The organism is Glaciecola sp. KUL10, from assembly GCF_003203515.1.
In the GTDB taxonomy this organism is placed as follows: Bacteria; Pseudomonadota; Gammaproteobacteria; order Enterobacterales; family Alteromonadaceae; genus Glaciecola.
In genome coordinates this window covers 463465-485115 of sequence record NZ_BGNG01000001.1, presented here as the reverse complement: position 1 = coordinate 485115, position 21651 = coordinate 463465, and the positions used below count along the sequence as shown (strand labels likewise).

Genomic DNA, 21651 nt, shown 5'->3' with positions numbered 1-21651 from the left:
ATGAACTTGTCTATCAAACAAAAGGAAATTGTAGAAAGCGAAATCGGATTTCCGATACAAATACTAGCATCTGCTGGTTCAGGTAAAACAAGAGTATTGACTGAGCGAATTCGGTTTATTCTGGAAAATACCAAAAAAGATAGAGTGATTGCCCTTACTTTTACTAATAAAGCTGCTGAAGAAATGCAGGAGCGCTTAGTTGAAGTGGATGACATTGAAGATCGAACTTGGATTTCTACCGTTCATTCAGTTGCACAGAGAATACTGGAGCAATATGGGCACACCATCGGCTTACCTTCTGAGTTACACATTTACGACAGAGATAAAGATCGCATGGAAGTGTTTCTTCAATCACTAAGAGATGAAGGTGTCGATATTGACACGTATCTCAACATTGAAGATTCGCGAGAGAAGAAGAACCGCCAACAAGTCATGCAAAAATATATGGATACTTTTTCCATAATAAAAAGGGAACTGCTAAGCCAAGGCGAAGCAGATGAACGCTTTGGTGCAGAAAGTGGCGTTTGGAAAGTTTATCAGGATTACCAAAATGCACTGCTAGCAAGTGGTGGTATTGATTACGATGATATCCTCATCTACGCCCATAAATTACTGCTAACCCAAGAGTGGATTGCTGACTTATACCGTACAAAATACAAACACATTTGTGTGGATGAAGCACAAGATCTTAACAAAGCCCAATACGAATTTATAAACGCTTTTTGTGGTGACAAAATTAAAAGTATCTTAATGGTGGGTGATCCTAACCAAATGATTTATGGGTTTAATGGTTCATCGGAAAAGTATCTCTTAACTCAATTTGTTGACGATTATCAGCCCACTCAATACAAACTTACAGAAAATTATCGAAGCACCAAAGCGGTAATTAATGTCGCTAATAAAATCAAACCGCTTTCTCAAACAGAACATGAAATGGCGTTAAATGGCGTGTTTCATAAGCAATCGTGTGACGATGAATATGATGAAGCACTATGGGTCGTTAACCAAATTAATGAGTTGTTAAAGCTGGGGATACACCCAGAGATTGAAGGAAAAATATCTCTAAAGAATATGGTTGTAATAGCAAGAAACCGATTTGTATTTAACGCTATTACTGAGAAGCTTGAGCAAGAAAATAGACCTTACCATTTCAAAAAAGGTGAACGCCAAACAGAACCAACGTCGCTATTTGGCAAAGTGCTCGATTTTGCACTTCGTCTAAAACTAAACCCTAAAGATTGGGTTGATGGTAAAAAGCTATGTGCCATTCTCAAAGTAACCCCACCTGATGATTGGGGTAGTGAAGACTATTTGAGTGTATGGGCAAAAGATGTACTAAATTCAGAAATACTGTTTTCTGATCTTCAATCAAAAGTGTTGATTCAAATACAGAATCTAGATGCTGATGAACCAAACATTCCAAAGTTTCACAAAGAATTAGTGGCTGAGCTTAATATATTAGCCAACGATAAAGCCTTAGAAGATAAAAAACCAGAAATTGAACGTAGCTTAGCTGAGCTAGAAGAATTTAGAAATTCTTGGACTCGCTTCAAATCAAAGGGGCTTGGTAATTCACTACAAGCATTTAGAAATGCGTTTGCTCTAGGGCAATTGGCAGAAACAGCTCAGGGAGAAGGAATAACGCTTAGCACAGTTCATACGATGAAGGGACTGGAAAAGGACATTGTATTCCTAATTGGTATGGTTGAGGGCGTTTTCCCTGACTATAGAGCCAAGACTTTACAAGAAATAGAAGAAGAGAAAAACAGCGCTTTTGTAGCAGTAACAAGAGCTAAAAGGTGGCTTTATATCACTTACCCTCAAAAAAGGACGATGCCTTGGGGTGATATTAAATCTCAGTCGCCATCTCGATTTATAAGGGATTTATAAAAGTGAATATTCTAAGCAAAGCAAGTTTTGAGACAAGAACTTGATAAGCAAACAGATCGATAAAGAAATCATAACGGTAAAAGCACTATTGTCTTTGCCAAACTTGAGCATTCCGGCATATCAACGCCCTTATAAATGGTCTCAAACAAATTTGGCTGATTTGCTAAGTGATTTAAAGGTATATCGAGAGAAATCGGCATACCGCTTGGGATCTGTGGTATTTCATAAGCACATAGATAGCGACAAAGAAGCACTTGATATTGTTGATGGACAACAGCGGACATTAACCTTATTACTGTTAGTAAAAGCCTTGTTAGAAGAGCGCCTCAATAGTTTAAAACGGCAAGATGTTAGAGAAACTCTAATCGCACTTACTGAGCCTATTAATAGTTTTTTAGCGCGGCAAACCTTTAATAGTGATATTTCGCATCGAAATTTGCATCAAAACTTTATGGCGGCAAAACGTGCTGTTGCTCGCAGTGACTTTACCGAAGCAGACATCGATTTCTTATTAAACCGTTGTGAAGTTGTGACCTTTGTTCTAGATGATGTATCAGAGGCATTTCAGTTTTTTGATTCACAAAATGCCAGAGGTCGAGATTTAGACCCTCATGATTTGTTAAAAGCGTTTCACTTACGTGAGTTTTCACAAAGCGAAAGTCAACTTAAAGCTGACTCGGTACGACATTGGGAAAGCTTAGAAAGTGAACAGTTGGCGCGGCTATTTGCCAACTACTTGTTCCGTATTCGCAACTGGGCACAAGGTAAATCGGCACAGTATTTTAATAAATCAAAAGTCGGTTTATTTAAGGGCGTGAATCTCGATCAAGTTGGACTATACCCCTATGTAGAACCCCTTCGCATAGCTCACCATTTTGTTGATAACTATAACGGGGAGTATCAGCGTCATATTGATCACCAACATATGCGTTTTCCTTTCCATTTAGATCAGATGATCATAAATGGCAGACGCTTTTTTGAAATGACCAGCCATTATCAGCATAAGATTCATGAGATAGTCAGCGATGAACGAAGTGGCAAACCAATGGCTAAGAATAGTGAAGACAAAAGCCAAACTATTCGCATATTGGATCACGAATTAGAACCATTAGCCAGTAAGATTCTACATACTCTAAACACCTACCGTTCTCGAACCCGCACTGGAGATGGTTATATACGTACTCTATTTGATTGTGCAGTGATTTTTTATCTAGATAAGTTTGGCGCACATCAGCTCTCGCAAGCTATAGAGAAGCTGTTTATTTGGGCATATAGCTGCCGATTACAAATGCAAGTCGTGGGTATAGAGCGCATGGATAAACACGCTCTTACACAAAATGTATTTGAACGTATAAAACAAGCGGTGCAGCCAAGTGATGTTTTAAATTGGCCGTTAGGCACATTGAAAGTATCTGATTGTAAGGGAACCAAGCTGAGTGAGATCACAAAGCTGTTTAAGGACATGAAGTACTATGAGTAATACGCAAGCATCATACCTGCAAAACAATGATGGAACTGCAAGTAAAGCAATCACCAGCTTTAGCGTTAAAGTATTACTTTGTGATACAAGCCGCTATTTAGTCCCAATGTACCAACGTAACTATGCGTGGGGTGAAGGTGAAATCAACCAGTTAATCCAAGACGTATTAGACTTTCAGCAAAGTAAACCTAATCAAACCTATTATATTGGCACACTGGTAGTTTTTGAGCGTAAAGATGGCAGCTTTGAAGTGATTGATGGGCAGCAACGTTTTACCACGCTCACTTTATTAGCTTTTGCACTTAAGCGCTTATCTTGTACTAACAAATCGACGGTTGACATGGGCTGGTACTATGCAGCCAATCTCAATTTTGAAAGCAGACCAAAATCATCAGATACCTTTGCTAGCCTAATTCAAGGTGTTGCATTAGAACACTTAAAAACTGACGACTATAACCTAGATGTCGTAAATGGATTCTTGTTACTTGAAAAAGGTTTATTGGCTCTGGGTGATAAGCTAGAAGTTTTCTGCGAATACCTGTTCGAAAAAGTAGAAATAGTGCGTGTATCAGTGCCTAAGGATACTGACTTAAATCATTATTTTGAGGTAATGAATAATCGTGGTGAGCAGCTAGAGAAGCACGAAGTAGTCAAAGCAAGATTAATGTCGGTACTAAATGAAATTACTGACCCCGATGAGCGCGAACAGAGTACACAGCTACTCAGTAAAGTATGGGACGCAACAGCGAATATGGAGCGTTACGTTCAATATGGCTTTAGCCCAGAAGAAAGGCACCTTATTTTTGGTAAAGACGATTGGGGGCAATTTACACCAAGGTGCTACACTGATTTAGCTGTAAGTATTGACGAGGCAACCACTCAAAACAGCGAATTCACTAAAACCATATCGCTGACCCTCAATGAGATATTAGCTAAGCCACCTCAGTCTTCTTCTAGTGCAGATGTAACGCTAACACCAGAGCGTTTTAATAGCGTTATTAATTTTTCTAACTTCTTACTGCATGTTTTGAGAGTGATAACAAAGCAGGATATCGCATTAGATGATAAGCGTTTGCTAGAGCAGTTTGATGCCTATTTAAAAGAAAACAGCAATTACAAAGTTAATGCTGTTAAAGAGTTTGTATTTGCCTTACTCAAGTGCAAATACCTTTTCGACCAGTTCATCATTAAACGTGAATTTAGTGATGGCACAAATAAGTGGAGCTTGAAGAGGCTTCATTTTTACAATAAAGATAGCCAAAGTTATATCAATACGTTTAATGATAACGATGACTTAGAAAGCGAAGAAGGTTTTGAAGGTAATAATCGTCAGATCTTAATGTTGTTAAGTGCATTACATGTCTCTACTCCGACACTGGTCTATAAACACTGGTTAAATGGTGCATTGTTTCATTTATTCAATATGGATGAAATTACGCCTCGTCTGTATTTACAGAAGCTCGAACACTTAGCTCGCCAATTTGTATATGGACGCTTTTTAAGTGAATCACCTTCTGATTACTTTCAAATGATTTATCAAAACGAGAGATATTTTACATTTGATTTAAGTAACCAGAGCGCAATGGCTAGGCTGCATTATGGCGTTATTGAAAATAACCTAGTGTTTAACTATCTCGATTATTTGTTGTGGTGTGATAGCGTTCAAAACAAAAAAGATGATGTAATTAATCAGTTTGAATTTACTTTCCGAAGCTCTGTTGAACACTTTTATCCTCAGCATCCACTTGATGGGCACCGTGTATTAGCCGAGGCTGACCTACATCGATTCGGAAATTTGTGTCTGATAAGTCACAGTAAAAATTCAAAATTGAGTAACGTACAACCAACTGCTAAACGCGATCATTTTAAAGCCGCCATTGCTGATAAAAGCATCGACACCCTAAAACTGTATGAAATGATTAAGCTGATGAATACTGCTAACGAGTGGACTGAAACTCAAATAGCCGAGCATGAACAAAGAATGTTAATGGTATTCGTTAACGACTCGAAAAAGGAATTAGACGATGAGTAATGTCGGTCAATTAGAACGAAAAACCCAAAACCGCGTGGTTAGGTTTTTTCAAGAACAGCTTGATTACGACTATCTAGGCAATTGGGAATATCGTGAAGGTAATAGCAATCTTGAAAAAGACCTACTTACTAAATGGCTAAAAGCTCGTGGGAATTCTGATTCACTAATTGCCCGCACATTACGCCAACTCGATACCGCCGCAGCTCTTGGTGAAGGTAAAAAACTCTTTGATGCAAACAAAGAAGTGTATCGTTTACTTCGATACGGTGTAAAAGAAAAAGAAGGAGCAGGTGAGCAAAACCAAACTGTTTGGCTAATTGACTGGGAAAACCCTGAGGTCAATGATTTTGCTATTGCTGAAGAAGTCACCATAAAAGGTGAATTGAAAAAGCGCCCTGATATCGTTATCTACGTTAATGGTATTGCACTTGGTGTAATTGAATTAAAACGCTCTTCAGTATCAGTTAGCGAAGGTATACGCCAAAACCTAGACAATCAAAAGAAAGCCTTTATTCGAAATTTCTTTACTACTATGCAGTTTGTAATGGCAGGTAATGACACCCAAGGTGCCCGTTACGGCACAATTGAAACGTCAGAAAAATATTACCTTGAATGGAAAGAATGTAGCGGAAAAGAAAACCCCAATCCACTGCCAGCACACGATATAAAAACAGAAAACTTACTCGATACTCATATCGCGCAATTGTGTGATAAGCAGCGCTTCCTGCAACTAATCCACGACTTTATTGTGTTTGACGCTGGGGTGAAGAAAACATGTCGACACAATCAATACTTCGGCATCCAAGCTGCGCAGAAACATGTTAAAACACGCGATGATGGTATTATTTGGCACACGCAAGGTTCAGGCAAAAGCTTGACGATGGTTTGGCTTGCCAAGTGGATACGTGAAAACGTAACGGATTCACGGGTGCTTATTGTTACTGACCGAACTGAATTAGACGAACAAATAGAAAAAGTATTTTCTGGTGTTGATGAAGACATATATCGTACTAAGAGTGGGCATGATTTAGTCGCGACGCTCAACCAATCGAATCCTTGGTTATTCTGTTCACTTGTTCATAAATTTGGCAGAAATGGGGAAGCAGTCACAGAAGAAGACGATGATGTAGCAACAAAAGACTACCTTGAAGCTTTGACTAAAAACCTACCAAGCGACTTTACTGCAAAAGGTAACTTGTTTGTGTTTGTCGATGAATGTCATCGAACTCAGTCAGGTAAGCTACATGAAGCAATGAAGGCGATTTTACCTAAAGCTATGTTTATAGGTTTTACGGGTACGCCACTGATGAAAAAAGACAAGAAGAAGTCCTTGGAAGTGTTTGGTCCTTATATTCACACCTACAAATTTGATGAAGCAGTGAGTGATGGTGTGGTGCTGGACCTTCGTTATGAAGCGAGAGATATTGATCAGCATTTAACCTCAGAGAAAAAAGTTGATCAATGGTTTGAAGCTAAAACTAAAGGCTTATCTAACCTAGCTAAAATGCAGCTCAAACAAAAATGGGGCACCATGCAAAAAGTGCTTTCCAGTAAATCTCGCTTAGAGCAAATTGTTAGCGACATCTTAATGGACATGGAAATCAAACCTTCGCTGATGTCTGGTAGAGGTAATGCCATGCTAGTTTGCGCCAGCGTCCATCAAGCATGTGTGGTTTTTGATTTGTTTGGTAAAACTGACCTTGCAGGGAAGTGTGCAGTAGTAACAAGTTATCAGCCTGCCACAAGCTCTATAAAAGGTGAAGAGTCAGGTGAGGGATTAACTGAAAAGCTTTTCAAATACGACACCTACCGCAAGATGTTAGCTGAATACTTCGAGCAAAGTGAAGAGGAAGCCGCTAAGCGTGTTGAAGAGTTCGAAAAAGTCGTTAAGAAACGCTTTATCGAAGAGCCGGGGCAAATGCGTCTACTGATAGTTGTAGATAAGCTGCTTACTGGCTTTGACGCTCCTTCAGCAACTTATCTTTATATTGATAAAAAGATGGCTGATCATAGCCTTTTCCAAGCGATCTGCCGTGTAAACCGGTTAGATGGTGAAGATAAGGACTACGGTTACATTATCGACTACAAAGACTTGTTCCGTTCACTTGATAAAGCAATTAAAGATTATACAGCTGAAGCGTTTGATGGTTACGATGCTGACGATGTTAAAGGGCTTTTAAAGGATCGCTTGCAAGAATCTCGTGCTGATTTAGATAACGCGCTTGAAGCAGTGCGAGCTTTATGTGAACCAGTGAAGGCTCCCAGAGATACTAAAGATTTTATCCATTATTTTTGTGGTGAGTCTGGTATTGAACCTAAAGATGAAAATGAGCGCACTGAAAAAGAAGCGTTACGTTTAACACTTTATCAATCAGTCGCTAAGTTGATTCGTGCTTACACTAATCTCGCTAATGAAATGGAGCAGGCGGGCTACTCCTTTGAAGAAGCTGAAAATACTAAGAAAGAAGTGGCGTACTTCGAAAAGGTTCGCGACGAAGTTAAGCTCGCCAGTGGTGATTTACTTGAAATGAAACGTTTTGAGCCAGCTATGCGTCATCTATTGGATATGTATATTCGAGCTGATGACAGTGAACGACTTATGGATTTTGAAGAGTTGGGCTTGATTGATCTAGTGGTAAACAACAACGGTGAAGGCTTAGAAGGTTTACCTGAAGGTTTACGTAACAGTGAAGATGCGATGGCTGAAGCCATTGAAAATAACGTCAGAAAAACTATCGTTGATGAGAACCCAGTTAACCCAAAGTACTTCGACAGTATGGCTGCATTACTTGATGAAATCATTAAGCAACGAAGAGAGCTAGCTATTAGCTACCAAGAGTATTTAGAGCAGATTAAAGCACTAGCAAAGAAAGTGATTAATCCAACGGAAAATAGCACAATAAGCTACCCTGAATCTGTTGATACGCCAGCCAAGCAAGCAATATATGATAACTTTGGTAACGATGAAGTGCTCACTACTAAGATTGATACTGCTGTACGGTACACTAAAAAAGCAGATTGGCTTGGGGACAGGTTTAAAGAGCGTGAAATAGCCAATGCAGTTAGACAAGAAGCAGCAGGTTATGAGGTCAATATTGTTGAAGTAATGGAGCTGATTAAGGCTCAGAAGGAATATCGTTAGTGCGCCATACCAAAGGTAATATTCAAAGTATTGAAGTGGTTCGCATTGGGGACATTGATGTAGAGCTAAATCGAAGAGCCATCAAAAACATTCACCTAAGTGTATTGCCGCCTAATGGCAAAGTACGCTTGTCTATTCCTAACGATACGAGCGAACAAAAGGTAAGGCTGGCTATTGTTAATAAGTTTGCGTGGATTAAAAAACAGAAAGCTGATTTTGTAGGCCAAGAACGCCAATCGATACGAGAAATGGTTAATGGTGAATGCCACTATTTGTGGGGCAATAAATATCGTTTAAAGCTTGTTGATGCAAAAGGCAAGTATAGTGTTACTGCGAAAGGCAATGGCAATTTAGTGTTGGCCGTTTCAGAAAACACATCTGCCGACAACAAACTCAAACTGGTTAACCGTTTTTATCGGAATGAAATACAGCGTTTACTGAAAAAACTGGTACCGCAATGGGAAAAAAAGCTGGGTGTAAGTGCAAGTTCTCTTAATATCAGAAAAATGAAAACGAAATGGGGAAGCTGCAATGTTCAGGGAAAGCGTATATGGCTAAATCTAGAACTCGCTAAGAAGCCACCTGAATGTATTGAGTTCATTCTAGTCCACGAACTAGTTCATTTGCTAGAACGCCATCACAACGAAAGGTTCCGTTCTATAATGGACAAACATATGCCTAATTGGCGAGAGCGCAGAAATTTACTTAATAGCTTACCTCTCGCTTATGAGGATTGGAGTTATTGAAAAATTACTGACTCTTTGGGCAACAAGAAATTGATTGATAAATAAGGCAATTGACTTTAGGGGGATACCTTACCTTCAACGAAGCAGTTAACTCAGACAACGGGATTAATTATTTGTGCAGCTTGTTTGAACAAATCTACCTTTTCATTTATTCCGATCATTGTTGCGACAATATAGAGCATTACGCTTAAAAGAATGAAAACGATACTCAAGTTTTTGGAGTAGGTCATATTTGACGCAATTTTAAGCTGTAAGTCATAAAATTTCTGCTGAATAGCATTACGATTAGAGTCTTTATGCAACAAAGATATTTTGATAGTAAACCTATAAAAAGCAGCTAATAGAAAAATGCCAACAACAAATGCTACCAAATAAGTTATATACTTCCTCAAGTATAAGTAGTTACTTTCGATAACGCACGCAGTAGTTTGAGGTAGCGTTTCAATGCAGTTTTCTGTGCTGACGCCCGGCATGTATGCTACGATTCCTAGACAAACTCCGGCTATAAATGACAGCCGTACTGAAAATGCATTTATAAAGATAATTACAGGTAAAAATACAAAATGCTTAGAGTAATCATAGTATTTTAACCAACGATTTAATGGGAAACGTAGCTTACCTTTTAGTAGGTGTGTTGCCTTGGACAATAGGTAGAAGTATATAGATAAGCAAATCAATACCGTCGATAGCATTAGCAGAGCAGTCTCAAATACATACATAGATGGATCAATTAGTTTCGAAGCTAATGAAAATTTCGATAATTCGTTCATTACTTTTTGATTTTGAGCGAGTTCACACCCAATTAGCAGCGCAATTAGAAAAGATAGAAGATTTAAAATAACATATGTAGTAAGTCCAACCAGTTTGCTTGTTTTTTCAAGAGCAAGAAGAGCCTGATTTATTTCGATTTCAAACTTTCTATATTTATCTAGCAGTCGCTTTGTTCTTTTATGCTCAGTTTTCACTAAAAGTCCTTTTTAAACTTGACAGTTAATTGAATCTTGTTTGTCGGTTAGAGCTAAAATAATCTATACCGTATCAGAGTTAGATGATATCTATGTTGTTTAGACTAAAATCAAAAAGCAACAACTTGTAATTATTATTTTTTACGCTGCGCAAAATACTCTAGTGCATCAGCCAGTGACAATATATGCCAACCATCTACCACTATTGGGTCGCTTAGCACAACTCCAAATCTTCTTTTTGTCCAAGCAAGCTCAAGAGCTTTTGAATTTGGATTGTTAGGTAAAGAATAAGCTACCTCTGGAGCAGTATATCCTTTAACTTTGCAATGCTCTAAGATTCCATGAACAGACGGATCGGCCTTTTTGAAAACAGTATTCCAATCACAAGACGCATAAACATTCTGCATCGCCCGTAATTCATTTATTCTTTGAGTATCGGAATGCTTTACAAACATATGACCGTGATAGGGCTCTTTGCGGTGGCAATCAGCGCAAAGCGCTATTAGGTTATGTGCTGAGTTATCTGACTTTACGCCGTTTCTATGATGAACATGAAGCAATCGTTTATCTGATGATAAGTTTACTTCACAGTGTTGGCATTGGTAGCCTACTGAAGCTCTTACTTTTGATGATGTTTTTTCCCAGTCATCGCTATAACCTTTCGTCTTATTTGAGGCTAATTCTCTTGGTAGTCTTTTAAATAAAGAGCTGTAAGTGGTGAAGAATTCTTCAAGGTCAAAGTTTTCTACAAGTTTGTTTCTCTCTGACACGCTAGCGTTTGCTATGCCTTTGTAGTTAAGTTGATTGATGCAATTTTTACAGACGTGTAATTGAGTAATCCCTTCAAGCGGCAAGTTTATTTCTGATGTACCATATATTTCAAATCTTCCAGACATATTGTTCGTTACTTTATATCTATTAAAGCGGTTTTGCTTCTTCATTGTTTCCAAAGTTGTGCAATCAGCTACATGAAATTTGTTGCCCTGTTGTCCATTAAGTAGAGCTTTCTCTACTTTAAAAGCATGGTCTGGTATAAAAAGTAAAACCTGTCTACCTCTTACACTAAGAAGACCTTCCTCGGATTCTATATCATCTAAGTCAATTTCAATGCCCGAAGAACTCAGTTGATCATCAAATTCAATATCACTATCGTGCCATACGTCACTAACATCGAACGCAACGTATTCTGCTCGCATCTCGTCAACTTTAGCCCACAAGTTTTTTAAATCTACATTAAGTTTCATGTTGATTCTTGTAATATCCGTTTAATTTGTATATCTGCGTTGGTGATCACTCTGAAGCTAACACGCCGAGATTTGGCTTTATTTTCTACTTCTCCATCTTTGATTATTTTTGAAGATGATAAACCAACCGCTGCTATATGTTTTGTAATCCATGGCAAATCTGGGATACTTGAATTGAGGGTGTATATATATTCAAGGACACTTCGCGTTCGTCCTTGTGATAAACGCATGTTTCTAAAGTATGCGCATTCGTTAATGCAGTTTGCGCTCCAAACACTACTCGTATGGCCCTCAATGCGAACTTCGTTTATTGAACTCTGAAAAGGTCTTAACACCGACATATATCTGGGGAAAAACTCATTTAGTAATTTTTGATATTGAACACTGATGTCAGCTTCACCAGTTTTAAATAAAACTTCCGGTGCTTTAAATGTGAAGGTCAATGTATTTTCATCTATGTCGGCGTTCCAGCTTTCTAAGTCACCCGCAAATTCGGCTGTAAGGGCGTCATAAATAGCTACTTGATTTTCTTGGTAAGCTACTGCTACCTGCTTAATCTTATCTCTTTCAGCAAATGCATTGCGCATCAGCGCAATAGCAATAAAAAGAAAGACCATCATCAAGCCTGCCATTAGGTCAGATACAGAGAGCCAATGCGACTCTTCTTGTTCGTCATGTTTTGCGTCGAATAAATTACTCATTTAAAGCACTATCCTTGCTGTTTTACGATATCAGACATTTGCCTAACAAGCTTAGAATAGTCATCAGTGAATTTACCGCTTATGGAAACTAAAGCGCTTCCCATAGATTGCATCACTTTTTCTATTTCCTGGCCCATCGTTTGGTCGATCATAGCCACTTGCTTTTGAACAGATTCACCTGTTTGTGAAAGCGCCTCTTCAATGCTTCTCTCTAGGCCAGAGAATACCTTATCAGCTTGTTTTTTATGTTCTGTCGCTTGCTCTTCTATTGTTCTAGACAGAGCAGACTTCATGTTTTCCATATCGGCGCTAAAAGATGTACTGACAGCCTTCGTGTCGGACATCATCTGTGTGCTAGCTTCTTTGTAGTTCGCGGTTAACGATTTACTACCATCCTGAAGTTCACCAATAAGCTCACGCACATTGGTGTTAATATCTTGTACAGCGGCTGAGAATGTCTCTTTTATTTCAGAGCTAGAGTTCGCCGTGGTTTGCGCTGATTCAGTTAGTGCCCCTCGCGTCTTGTCTACTGCATCTCTATAATTGTCAGCACTTTCGACTATGGCTAGTTTTATATGATCGGTACTTTCATTTATACCTGAGGCAAGCTTGTCGTTAGCTTCTTTTGCACCCGCAATAGCCATCTCTATTTGACCTTTTATCTCAGGAACAGCCTCTACAGCTTTGTCTCTTATATCTTTAAAGGCTTCAAGGTGGCGATCTAATTCACTAATTTGTTGCTGATTTACTTCCATAACGGTTTTAAGATTGTTCATTGTTTCTGGAATGACTTTAGCGTCAGTACTTATATTGCTTACGGACTCCTCTGTTTTAGTTATTGCAAGTACTCCTTGGTCGTACTGAATTTTCATCTCAGACAGTTGCTCTTTATAGTTTTCTTGCCATACAACTAATTTCATTACAGCTTCGTTTAGCTGCTTAAAGTTTTCTCCAAACTGTTCAACTAAATGATTATTGAAATCTTGAATAACTTCCTTTAGTGCTTCAATGACCTGTTCTGTAGCGGACTTTGATAACATATCTGCAAAATCTTGAAGTTTGATCCACAGACGCTCTTCGAAATCTTTAAAACGCTGATGTTGCTGGTTTGAAAGATCAACTAAACTCAACAGGGATTCATTTGCTTGTTGAAGGTGCTGGTTGGTAAGTTTTTGACTATCATTAATGTCGGACCTCAGAAGTTTGAATTGTCCAACGAGGCTAGTTTCATCGTTTTCGTTTATCGATTTTTTTAAGTCTTGAATACCATCAGCTTGTTGTTTCATAACTTGATAAAGGTCAGATATATCTATCTCTGATTCGTTTACACCCGCATCATTTACCTTGCTAAAAAAGCCAGCTGATACAATTAACTTGTACGCGATTGATAACAACATCCCAGCTAAACTTGTGATGAAGGCTGTTTTCAAACCAGATAATAGTGGTCCTATGCTAGCGTCAATATCGTTGGTGTTGAAATCGAGTAGTCCTGAAATTATTCCCGTAAATGTTCCAAGGATACCCAATGAGGTTAATAGTGTTGGAGTATAGCTAGTAAAAGCTGCATGTTTATCCCTGCTTTTCCAGAACAAAGATAGGGTAAACAATACTATTAACAAAAACAAAAAAACGTCGGTTAATGTAGAGGCGTCGGCACCTCTCAATAAAGCTTCTAAAAAAGGGGATAGCATGTGAATTCCTAAAGTATTTATAAGTAATCTTTAATCAATACATTCAGGGGAGACTAAGCTTAATTAGGGCTATTTATTCAACTAGGCTGTAGAGACTTATTCGATCCTTGAATCTATCTTTTTATACTTTAGTAGTTTGCTGCCCACATGTACAGGCTTAAAATTTAAAAAGAGTTATAAACAAAAGTTAAGCCAACCCTGAACGGTTTAAACCATCTATTTTTACAAACGTCCACTTAGACTACAGTAGGGTCAACCTCCATATCTTTTTCAACGCGATAACATGATAAGTCTGGTATCAATTAATTTCAGCAAACACAAAATTACTTATGTGCTCCAGCCGAATTTGCTAGTGGTTAAACTGTTTTTGATACTTTAACCACTAGTGTTGTGTGTAGCTAGATCTTGCAAATAATTCATAAGCTCTTCGCCAACTAAGCTTTCGTTACAAGGTGTTATAATTGCCTCTTCTTAATTTTATCAATAATCCATTCATCAATCTCACTTTCAAGCCACGCAACTGCTTTGTCACCAAGTGCTAGAGGTTTTGGGAATGCGTCGTTGGCAATGTACTTATAAATGGTAGACTTTCCTAACCCGCACTTGTAAATGACTTCTTTCAATCTGATTAATCTCATGACACTGACCTTGTTTGGTTACTTCATGAGATAAGTCATCCTTGTATCTTTTTACATGTATTCACAAAAGATGCAGTTCACGAATGACTTGAAAAACTTAGTCAACCGATAAATTTTGAGACCTATATCACTTACATGCATAAGCAATCATGCAAGTGCCAAGCAATAGCTTGTTTTAAATAAAGGATATTAATTATGCCAATAGTATTTGCTCTTGGATTTATTACAGGGGTTGAAGCGTTTAACTATTATCAGGAGTCGATGTCATGCAGATAGTTGGAAGCATTAACCCCTTAGTACACTGTTTTGTTTTGGGTGTGGTAGCGGGATTGAAATATGCAAAAGATAGAGCAAAGGGGTAAACATCGACAGAACACAGCCTTCCCTTGATGGAAGGCTTTTTTATGAGCTTAAGTTGTTAAAAGTAGGAGATTTTAAAAAAATGAACGATAAGCAAAGTCATTTAACGGCACAGATACGACAAAGTAATGAACATCAGGTACTAGAACAAGCAGCAGAGATTTTGTCAAAGCGACATTTTGGGGGTGATGCGTTTACCTCAGCAGAGGATACAGTACAATTTTTATCAATAAAATTGGGAAATGAGCAACGCGAAGTCTTTGCAGTAATGTGCTTGGACAGTCAACACAGATTGATTGAGTACCGCAATATGTTTTTTGGGACGGTGAACTGCGCCGCCGTCTACCCGAGAGAAATTGTCAAGACTATTATTGAGACTAACGCTGCCGCGATTATCATCTCACACAACCATCCTTCAGGTGTACCTGAGCCTTCACAGGCAGATATACAAATCACTGAGCGCATTAAAAATGCGATTAGTCTTATTGATGTGCCCTTGTTAGATCACATCATAGTGGGTGAGACATGTGTTTCTATGGCACAAAGAGGGCTGATATAGAACAATAAATTTAAAGTCAATATCATTGTTCCCAATTTACCATTTTGGGAACATTACATCCCCTTAAAAATGCGGGCTTGATGTGCTGATGCGCCATTAAGTTCCCGTTTCATCAATATTTTGAAAAAATCGGTACTTAACATGTCTGAAGTTCACGCTATTAAAGATCTTAACACCATTAAATTAATGAGCATATTGCTATCAAAACGCTATGGGCAACAGATAGCAGACGTGTGGGACGTCGGTGTAAATGTAGCATTAAGAATATCTGATTTACTGTCAATTCGATTTGAAGATATCAACGAAGATAAGCTTGTGTTACGTGAATGTAAAACTGGAAAGCTAGCTCATATTCTGCTTAACCAACGAGCGTTTGAGATTATAAAACGCATTAAAACAACACACCCGACTCATGACTACGTGTTTCAGTCTCATCGTAGTCGCTTCGTAATCAATAAACAGCCCCGTCCATTGTCTCGACGAATTGTCTCCAAAGCGTTTAAGGAAGTAGGGCAGGAGCTGGGTATTGTCCTTGGTACACATTCAATGCGAAAGACTAGAGGTTATCATCTTTACAAACAAACGAATGATATTGCTCGCGTAATGAGGATGCTTAGGCACTCCTCTGAGGCGCAGACCCTTCGATATATAGGGATTACTCAGCAGGATATTGATGCGGATTTTAGACACCTTGTCCTGTAGCATACTGTCCTGTGTCTCGACTTACGACTTCATAATCTCTTGGTATCCGAGACGACCCAAAGTTTCGGATGCCATCATTATTGGTTTTGGTATTTACTTTCGCAAAATAGCTTAGCCGAAAAAAGAGTCTTCGGTATTCATTTGTGTACTCAAGGTTTAAAGAGTCTTTGCTATTCCTATCATAACGTTCCAAGCGCGTTTGACCATTCTTAGTAAATGTAACTAAAGACGGACTAAATACAAACGGTGTGTATAAAAATTTGGTTTCAAGTGCGCTCTGCCAAGAATGGACTATTTTGCTAAATAGCGTTTGTTGTTCTGGACAATAGATCCCAAGTCTAGAATAAGCATGACCATTGAGGAATATACAAAAATGATAATGAGGCTTACCAGCTGAACGGCTGTCACTACCTACTTCTCTCACCCAAATATACTCCATCCCAGGGCAGTTGGCATGCTTACCATTACGTAGGGCTTTCGAATACTGATAATTGAGTTTCTCATTCAGCGATTTAAAGAATCGTGTAATGAGTTCAGTATCGTTATAGTTATAACTATCAGGAAGATGCAAGATACCTTGGATAGTCAGTACTTTTGAATATCGCTTAGACGTATAGATTAGAAGTTCATCAATGCGTTGTAAGATATTGTCGTAAGAACCATTGTGTATGTTCATTATTGGTTGAGTCATCCATTTCCCACCCGTTACTATTTTTTTATTCATTGTAGTTTCCTGATTTTAATTAGGTTCATACAATGGGTATAAGTCTCGGTTATAAATTACGTATAGATTCCCCTTTACCTGAGCTATTGTGGTATCTTTTGATTTGAGAATCGCTGTAAATACGGGCTTTTTCGTTCAAAACAAGATAAAAAGTTAGTCGAAGATTGTTGCTGAACTGATTGATGTCTACCGAAGTAGCGTTAAAGGCAATCTTTAGGTTGATGAACTTAGGAAAGAGCCCGTTCTGACAAACAAGAAGCTCGGCAAACATACTTACAAACAATAAAAAGTTGAGCGACCGGGCATCCCTAATTTGTTAAATCGGCAGTTTGTGCAAAGGTAGCCTTTTTAAGCTTGGTAAGTTGACATTACCTATTGAAGGACTGTTGGTAATTGCCACTATGCTACTGTCGGCATCGAGATATGTGCGCGCAGAGTAATCGGTTTGGGTCTATCAAAGAAACCTAACTCAGAGTTAGCATCAAAAGTGTTAGATATGGTATATGGTTAACGTGGTGAGCTACAAAGTGTGCTTATTCCAAAACGACCAAGGTTTTCAATATGGAGTGCGTAAGTTCAGACAGCGGCTATGGCGTTATCACATGGCGTGAAGAATGAGGACGCGCAGGAACCGTTGGTATTGTAGCCTAATGGAGAGAGTGTTTAGATGCTTAAAACCAGCAAAAGCTGATAAGCTAGCTAAAAAACAGTGTACAGATTTTGTTATCCACTTGTATGTTGAACTAAAGTGAGTGCAGAGAGGGTTAAACTGCAAGAATCTAGTAGTTTCTCGCTCTTAGTTTGTAAATGAATTTGAATTAGATTGGAAACGCATAAATTGAAACTGTTTAAATTGACGGATTTGTTAGCTGTGGGAGACTTTGAGGAGCAGATAGATAATGAAGCGCAAATGCATGAACTCAATAACTTCCCTAACACTGACTACAAAATAACTTTTTGTGTACGTAGTCCTAATTTTCCAATTTATAAGTTTCCGAATGAGTCACTTTCCGAATCGAATAACAAAAATAATGTTGACATCGTGGAGGATAGTCCAAGATATTCTGCCAATAGTGAACGTATTTATCCTGATTTCTTGCATGTCGAACTCTCAATGATTGAGCGCTTCGGCGGTGTAACTGACACGCAATACTTCACAGGCGCATATTACATCAAAACTGAAGACGAAGTTGTTGAAGTTGAGTCAGAAGAATCTGGATGTCGAATTCGTATGTTCGACAAAAATAAGACGTCCGATACATTCAACGAGTATGGACAGACACTTTTTGCAATTTGTGATTGGAATTTATATGTTGGCGCTGAACCAATTGGAAATAATAATAGCACTCAAGTCCTCTCAGATAACTCAAAAACAAAAATCAACGTTAGGTTAGATGAAATTACAAATATTTCTGACTTGCGAAATACTCTTGGAATATATGAAGAGATTCCTAAATCAGTGCGCAAAAAGCTTGAAATATATCCTGACATTAGACATGGAAATTTTAATCTATTGGAATATCTCATACTCATGCATAAAGAGTATTGGACCAATTATGGTTTTAAAGACTATTTGGAATTGCGTATATTAGACAGCTATGACATCAAAGCCGATCGTTTTTTAAAGTGGGACTATAAAGACGTTGATAAAAAAATAAGAAGAAAAATACGGCATATTGACAGAAACGCTACCACAGAGTTGCTCAGACTATTTATAAACGATGCGTTAGGAAGTAAGGAACAGCTCCCAAAAGGGGTAAGCCGCGCCCATATTATGGAAGTAGCGCAAAAGAAGAAGATTTTCGAGGACGGAAAAACGCTGGGTGAACGTTGTGCTAAAGTGGCGGCTAAACTGATTAGGCCAACTTTTGAGGAACGGTCTGACGGTCACTTCAAAAGATCTAAGCATAAATTTTATCCTCTTAAACTGTGGATTGTTTGCAATCTAGCTGTGTTTTTTTGGGGGAAAGTTGACCCTGATGATCACAAATCGCATCCGCTCAACAATCATGTAAAGTCATTGGTTTTATTAATAAATAACATAAGACCAGACCAAGTTTTGGATAATGGGACAATGTTGAGATTTGAAGCATTTTTGGGTGTTTGCCCTGAGTTAAAGTATTTCCCAAATATATCGTTTACTGAAGAGGAAGCAAAGTATGTCCCAACGTTTATTCGACCTCTATGGGGGTACGCAAAGAACAGATAGTTTCGTGTATTTCGTCTAATCAAATTGTCAATAGGGTGTACCAAAATCTCACTCATCCAGTAAGTATTTTTTTACTTCACCGTCTCGTCAAACTCTTCGCTATTTTTTATTGTCACTTTCGGCAAGACATAGAGTTATGTCTGCTACAAATTCAATAGTAAATTATGAGAAAGGTGCAATGAAAATTATCAGAAACAAACAAACTTATTCAGCTCGCCTCCTTAAGTTAGAAGAAGTGCTGAATCTGCTGTCTATTTCAAAAGCGTACCATTTTGCGTTACTTAACGAAGAATCAAAGAGCTTTGATCCAGCATATCCAAAGCAAATTAGTATAGGGATTCGTGCGGTTAGATATAGTGAAAAGGAACTTTTGGAGTGGATAGAGATTAAAAAGTCAGGAGGTAGGGCTTGAATAATATAATCTATAGACCAACCTTGATTAACTGCCCAAGAACAAGAGGGCTTTTAAATGCAATTCGTAGAAAAACACAATCGCCAGATTCACTTATTACATTTTCAATTCTTTCAATGTATTCATGTCTGTCACAGGGAGTTATTGATGTGGAAATCTTTGAGGGCGAAAGAGGTAGTGTCAGTTTATACATTTGGGTAGTAGCTGATTCAGGCGTTGGTAAATCTTTTGTATTACGCTTGCTTGACCCACCATTAGTAAAAATTGACAAGGATTTTGAGCAAAAGTTTGTTGAAGAGTACAAGGATCACGTTGCTGAAAAGGAGGTAGCTAAGATCCAAATTAATACCATAAAAGGTTTGATTAAGGAGTTAACAGAACAAGACAAAGTAGATGAAATTAGCACGCAAAAGGAGAAACTCAAAAAAATTAATGCAAGATTAACTGCTCCGCACAAAACGAGAATGACGATTGATGATTCAACATACGAAGCAATTGTGGAGGAACTTCATTTAGGACCAGGTATTTTGAATCTGATATCACCAGAAGGAGCTAGTATTGCAAACGGTAGGATAATGAATAATGTCCCCTTACTTTGTAAAGCATGGCAAGGAGAACAGCTTTCGATAGACCGTAAAAGTTCACCTAGTTTTACGGTTTATGATCCAAGAGTGAGCATGCTGATACTTTCGCAGAAAAGTGTGTTAGATAAACAAGTGAAATCTAAAGGGGAGGAGATGATAGATATTGGTTTCTATCCTAGGTTTTTATTTGTCTTTGCTGAAAACAATCAAGGAAAACGTCAGAGAGAAGACTTCTATATTGAAGATGATCGATACTACAAACAATACCTAGCTTCAGCTTATGAGTTATCAGAGGAGTTAAAGTATTTCAGTTCAAAACCTAACAAAGGAAAAATACTAGTAAAATTTTCACACGAAGCGAGGCAATATTTCTCACAGATAAATCGGTATTTGGAAGGTCAACTTGGAAATTATGGTGCGTATCAATATGCGAAAGGGCATGGTGCGAAACTTGGCGTGACAATAGGTAGAGTTGCGGCGCTATTGACTTATTTCGAGTTGGGTAAGGGGGCTGACATTACTCTTGGTATTCTCCAAGATGCTGAGCAACTAGTAATGTATTCATCACAACAGTATTTAGAATTTTTTCAAATACTACCTGACCACGTAAAATCAGCAAATACTCTTCGCAAATACCTTGTTGGTTTTCGCGAGGATGGACATCGTTTTGTTAAAAAAAATAAGATACTTCAAAGTGGGCCTAGGGCTCTAAGGAATCTGGATAAATTAAATATGGCACTCAATGAGCTTGTAACAAGTCAGGAAGTCTTTGTTGGGGTATTGCCTACTGGATTAGTATACATAGATCTTTATCCACTTGTGGGCCGTGATGATTTTATGTGGAATAAATTTCTCAACGTTAATGGCGTCACTTTTTAAAAACGTAAAAAGTTGGATATTTTGGATATTTGTATCCAAAATATCCTTTGTTATCTTAAAGTCGTCCGTTTAGTTTATTTGTTGAGGTGGTACAGGTTGTTTAAAGAGCCTCTTGCATCTTCAATACCTAAATGAAGTGAAACCATATACCTAAGAATGGATTGAGATTTACAACAACGAATGGCCTCATGACTCACTCAACAATATGACGCTTGTTGAGTATAGAAATGTAGCTTAATAATTCCACGAGGAAGCTATTTTAAGAATGGGGTATTTACAAATACTCCACGAAATAACTGTGCTATACAGAAGTTATTTACACTCGTTGTCTAATTTTTCCTGTAAGTAATAATTGTGGAGTGGAAATATAAGTATTACTGCCGTTTTGGATTCACAGAAAGAGTTGGACAAATCACCGTTTTGATTACTTAGATGCATTAGCCATCATTTGATCTGACAGATTCAATTTCGGGGCTTAATTAATTCTGGCAGTCACTGATGTACGTATTTCGGACCTTCAGGTTTTATGTGAACCAGTAGTAACTAATCGTGCAAAGCGGTCGCTCACGACTACAAACTAATTCTGAAATTACGATTTATATGAGCTGGTTCTCCTGAGACAAAGCGGAAATTGACTCCTGTTTTATTTAATAACGCTTGAGATGTTCAAATAACCTCACCCGAAAAAAGCAC

At 38.2% G+C, this 21651-nt stretch carries 16 protein-coding genes; 10 read left to right on the top strand and 6 right to left on the bottom strand.

Features of this window, described 5'->3' with window-relative positions:
- The 5 genes from KUL10_RS02260 to KUL10_RS02240 are packed head-to-tail and all read left to right on the top strand — an operon-like array spanning position 1 to position 9290.
- The gene (locus KUL10_RS02260) at positions 1-1890 is read left to right on the top strand and encodes an ATP-dependent helicase (RefSeq protein WP_110427269.1); all 1890 of its coding nucleotides are present in this window, start codon (positions 1-3) and stop codon (positions 1888-1890) included.
- Between the two features lie 40 nt (positions 1891-1930).
- Entirely contained in the window at positions 1931-3370 is a 1440-nt protein-coding gene (locus KUL10_RS02255) for a DUF262 domain-containing protein (protein ID WP_199509173.1), read from the top strand.
- Positions 3363-5402, top strand: coding sequence for a DUF262 domain-containing protein (locus KUL10_RS02250; protein WP_110427268.1), 2040 nt, complete (start codon positions 3363-3365; stop codon positions 5400-5402). The genes KUL10_RS02255 and KUL10_RS02250 overlap by 8 nt, the downstream gene beginning before the upstream one ends.
- On the top strand, positions 5395-8544 hold the full coding sequence (locus KUL10_RS02245; RefSeq protein WP_110427267.1) for a type I restriction endonuclease subunit R: 3150 nt from the start codon (positions 5395-5397) through the stop codon (positions 8542-8544). The genes KUL10_RS02250 and KUL10_RS02245 overlap by 8 nt, the downstream gene beginning before the upstream one ends.
- Entirely contained in the window at positions 8544-9290 is a 747-nt protein-coding gene (locus KUL10_RS02240) for a M48 family metallopeptidase (protein WP_110427266.1), read from the top strand. The genes KUL10_RS02245 and KUL10_RS02240 overlap by 1 nt, the downstream gene beginning before the upstream one ends.
- 92 nt (positions 9291-9382) lie before the next feature.
- Here KUL10_RS02240 and KUL10_RS02235 read toward each other — a convergent pair whose 3' ends face one another.
- The 5 genes from KUL10_RS02235 to KUL10_RS02215 form a co-directional block, all read right to left on the bottom strand.
- Positions 9383-10255 carry a hypothetical protein gene (locus tag KUL10_RS02235; protein WP_110427265.1) on the bottom strand — a complete coding sequence of 291 codons (873 nt, stop codon included), beginning with the start codon at positions 10253-10255 and terminating at the stop codon, positions 9383-9385.
- Positions 10256-10389: 134 nt separating this feature from the next.
- On the bottom strand, positions 10390-11499 hold the full coding sequence (locus KUL10_RS02230) for an HNH endonuclease (protein WP_110427264.1): 1110 nt from the start codon (positions 11497-11499) through the stop codon (positions 10390-10392).
- Positions 11496-12200 carry an OmpA family protein gene (locus KUL10_RS02225; RefSeq protein ID WP_110427263.1) on the bottom strand — a complete coding sequence of 235 codons (705 nt, stop codon included), beginning with the start codon at positions 12198-12200 and terminating at the stop codon, positions 11496-11498. The genes KUL10_RS02230 and KUL10_RS02225 overlap by 4 nt, the downstream gene beginning before the upstream one ends.
- Before the next feature lie 8 nt (positions 12201-12208).
- Positions 12209-13891: a MotA/TolQ/ExbB proton channel family protein gene (locus KUL10_RS02220; RefSeq protein WP_110427262.1), complete on the bottom strand. Its 1683-nt coding sequence runs from the start codon at positions 13889-13891 to the stop codon at positions 12209-12211.
- A 455-nt stretch (positions 13892-14346) separates the two neighbouring features.
- Positions 14347-14529 carry an AlpA family transcriptional regulator gene (locus KUL10_RS02215; protein WP_110427261.1) on the bottom strand — a complete coding sequence of 61 codons (183 nt, stop codon included), beginning with the start codon at positions 14527-14529 and terminating at the stop codon, positions 14347-14349.
- A gap of 442 nt (positions 14530-14971) precedes the next feature.
- Between KUL10_RS02215 and radC the strand changes: the two genes are divergently transcribed.
- Positions 14972-15448: a DNA repair protein RadC gene (gene radC, locus KUL10_RS02210; protein WP_110427260.1), complete on the top strand. Its 477-nt coding sequence runs from the start codon at positions 14972-14974 to the stop codon at positions 15446-15448.
- Positions 15449-15589: 141 nt separating this feature from the next.
- The gene (locus KUL10_RS02205) at positions 15590-16150 is read left to right on the top strand and encodes a tyrosine-type recombinase/integrase (protein ID WP_110427259.1); all 561 of its coding nucleotides are present in this window, start codon (positions 15590-15592) and stop codon (positions 16148-16150) included.
- Here KUL10_RS02205 and KUL10_RS02200 read toward each other — a convergent pair.
- A complete protein-coding gene (locus tag KUL10_RS02200; protein WP_110427258.1) occupies positions 16131-16874 on the bottom strand; it encodes an inovirus Gp2 family protein in 744 nt (247 codons plus the stop codon). The two genes, KUL10_RS02205 and KUL10_RS02200, sit on opposite strands and share 20 nt — an antisense overlap.
- Positions 16875-17712: 838 nt before the next feature.
- On the opposite strand from KUL10_RS02200, the gene KUL10_RS02195 reads away from it, so the two are divergent.
- From KUL10_RS02195 to KUL10_RS02185, 3 genes are all read left to right on the top strand, one after another.
- Positions 17713-19083, top strand: a complete 1371-nt coding sequence (locus KUL10_RS02195; protein WP_110427257.1) for a hypothetical protein — start codon at positions 17713-17715, stop codon at positions 19081-19083.
- A 136-nt stretch (positions 19084-19219) separates the two neighbouring features.
- Positions 19220-19495: an AlpA family transcriptional regulator gene (locus KUL10_RS02190; protein WP_110427256.1), complete on the top strand. Its 276-nt coding sequence runs from the start codon at positions 19220-19222 to the stop codon at positions 19493-19495.
- Positions 19492-20958, top strand: a complete 1467-nt coding sequence (locus KUL10_RS02185) for a DUF3987 domain-containing protein (protein WP_110427255.1) — start codon at positions 19492-19494, stop codon at positions 20956-20958. The genes KUL10_RS02190 and KUL10_RS02185 overlap by 4 nt, the downstream gene beginning before the upstream one ends.
- The last annotated feature ends 693 nt before the right edge of the window (positions 20959-21651 follow it).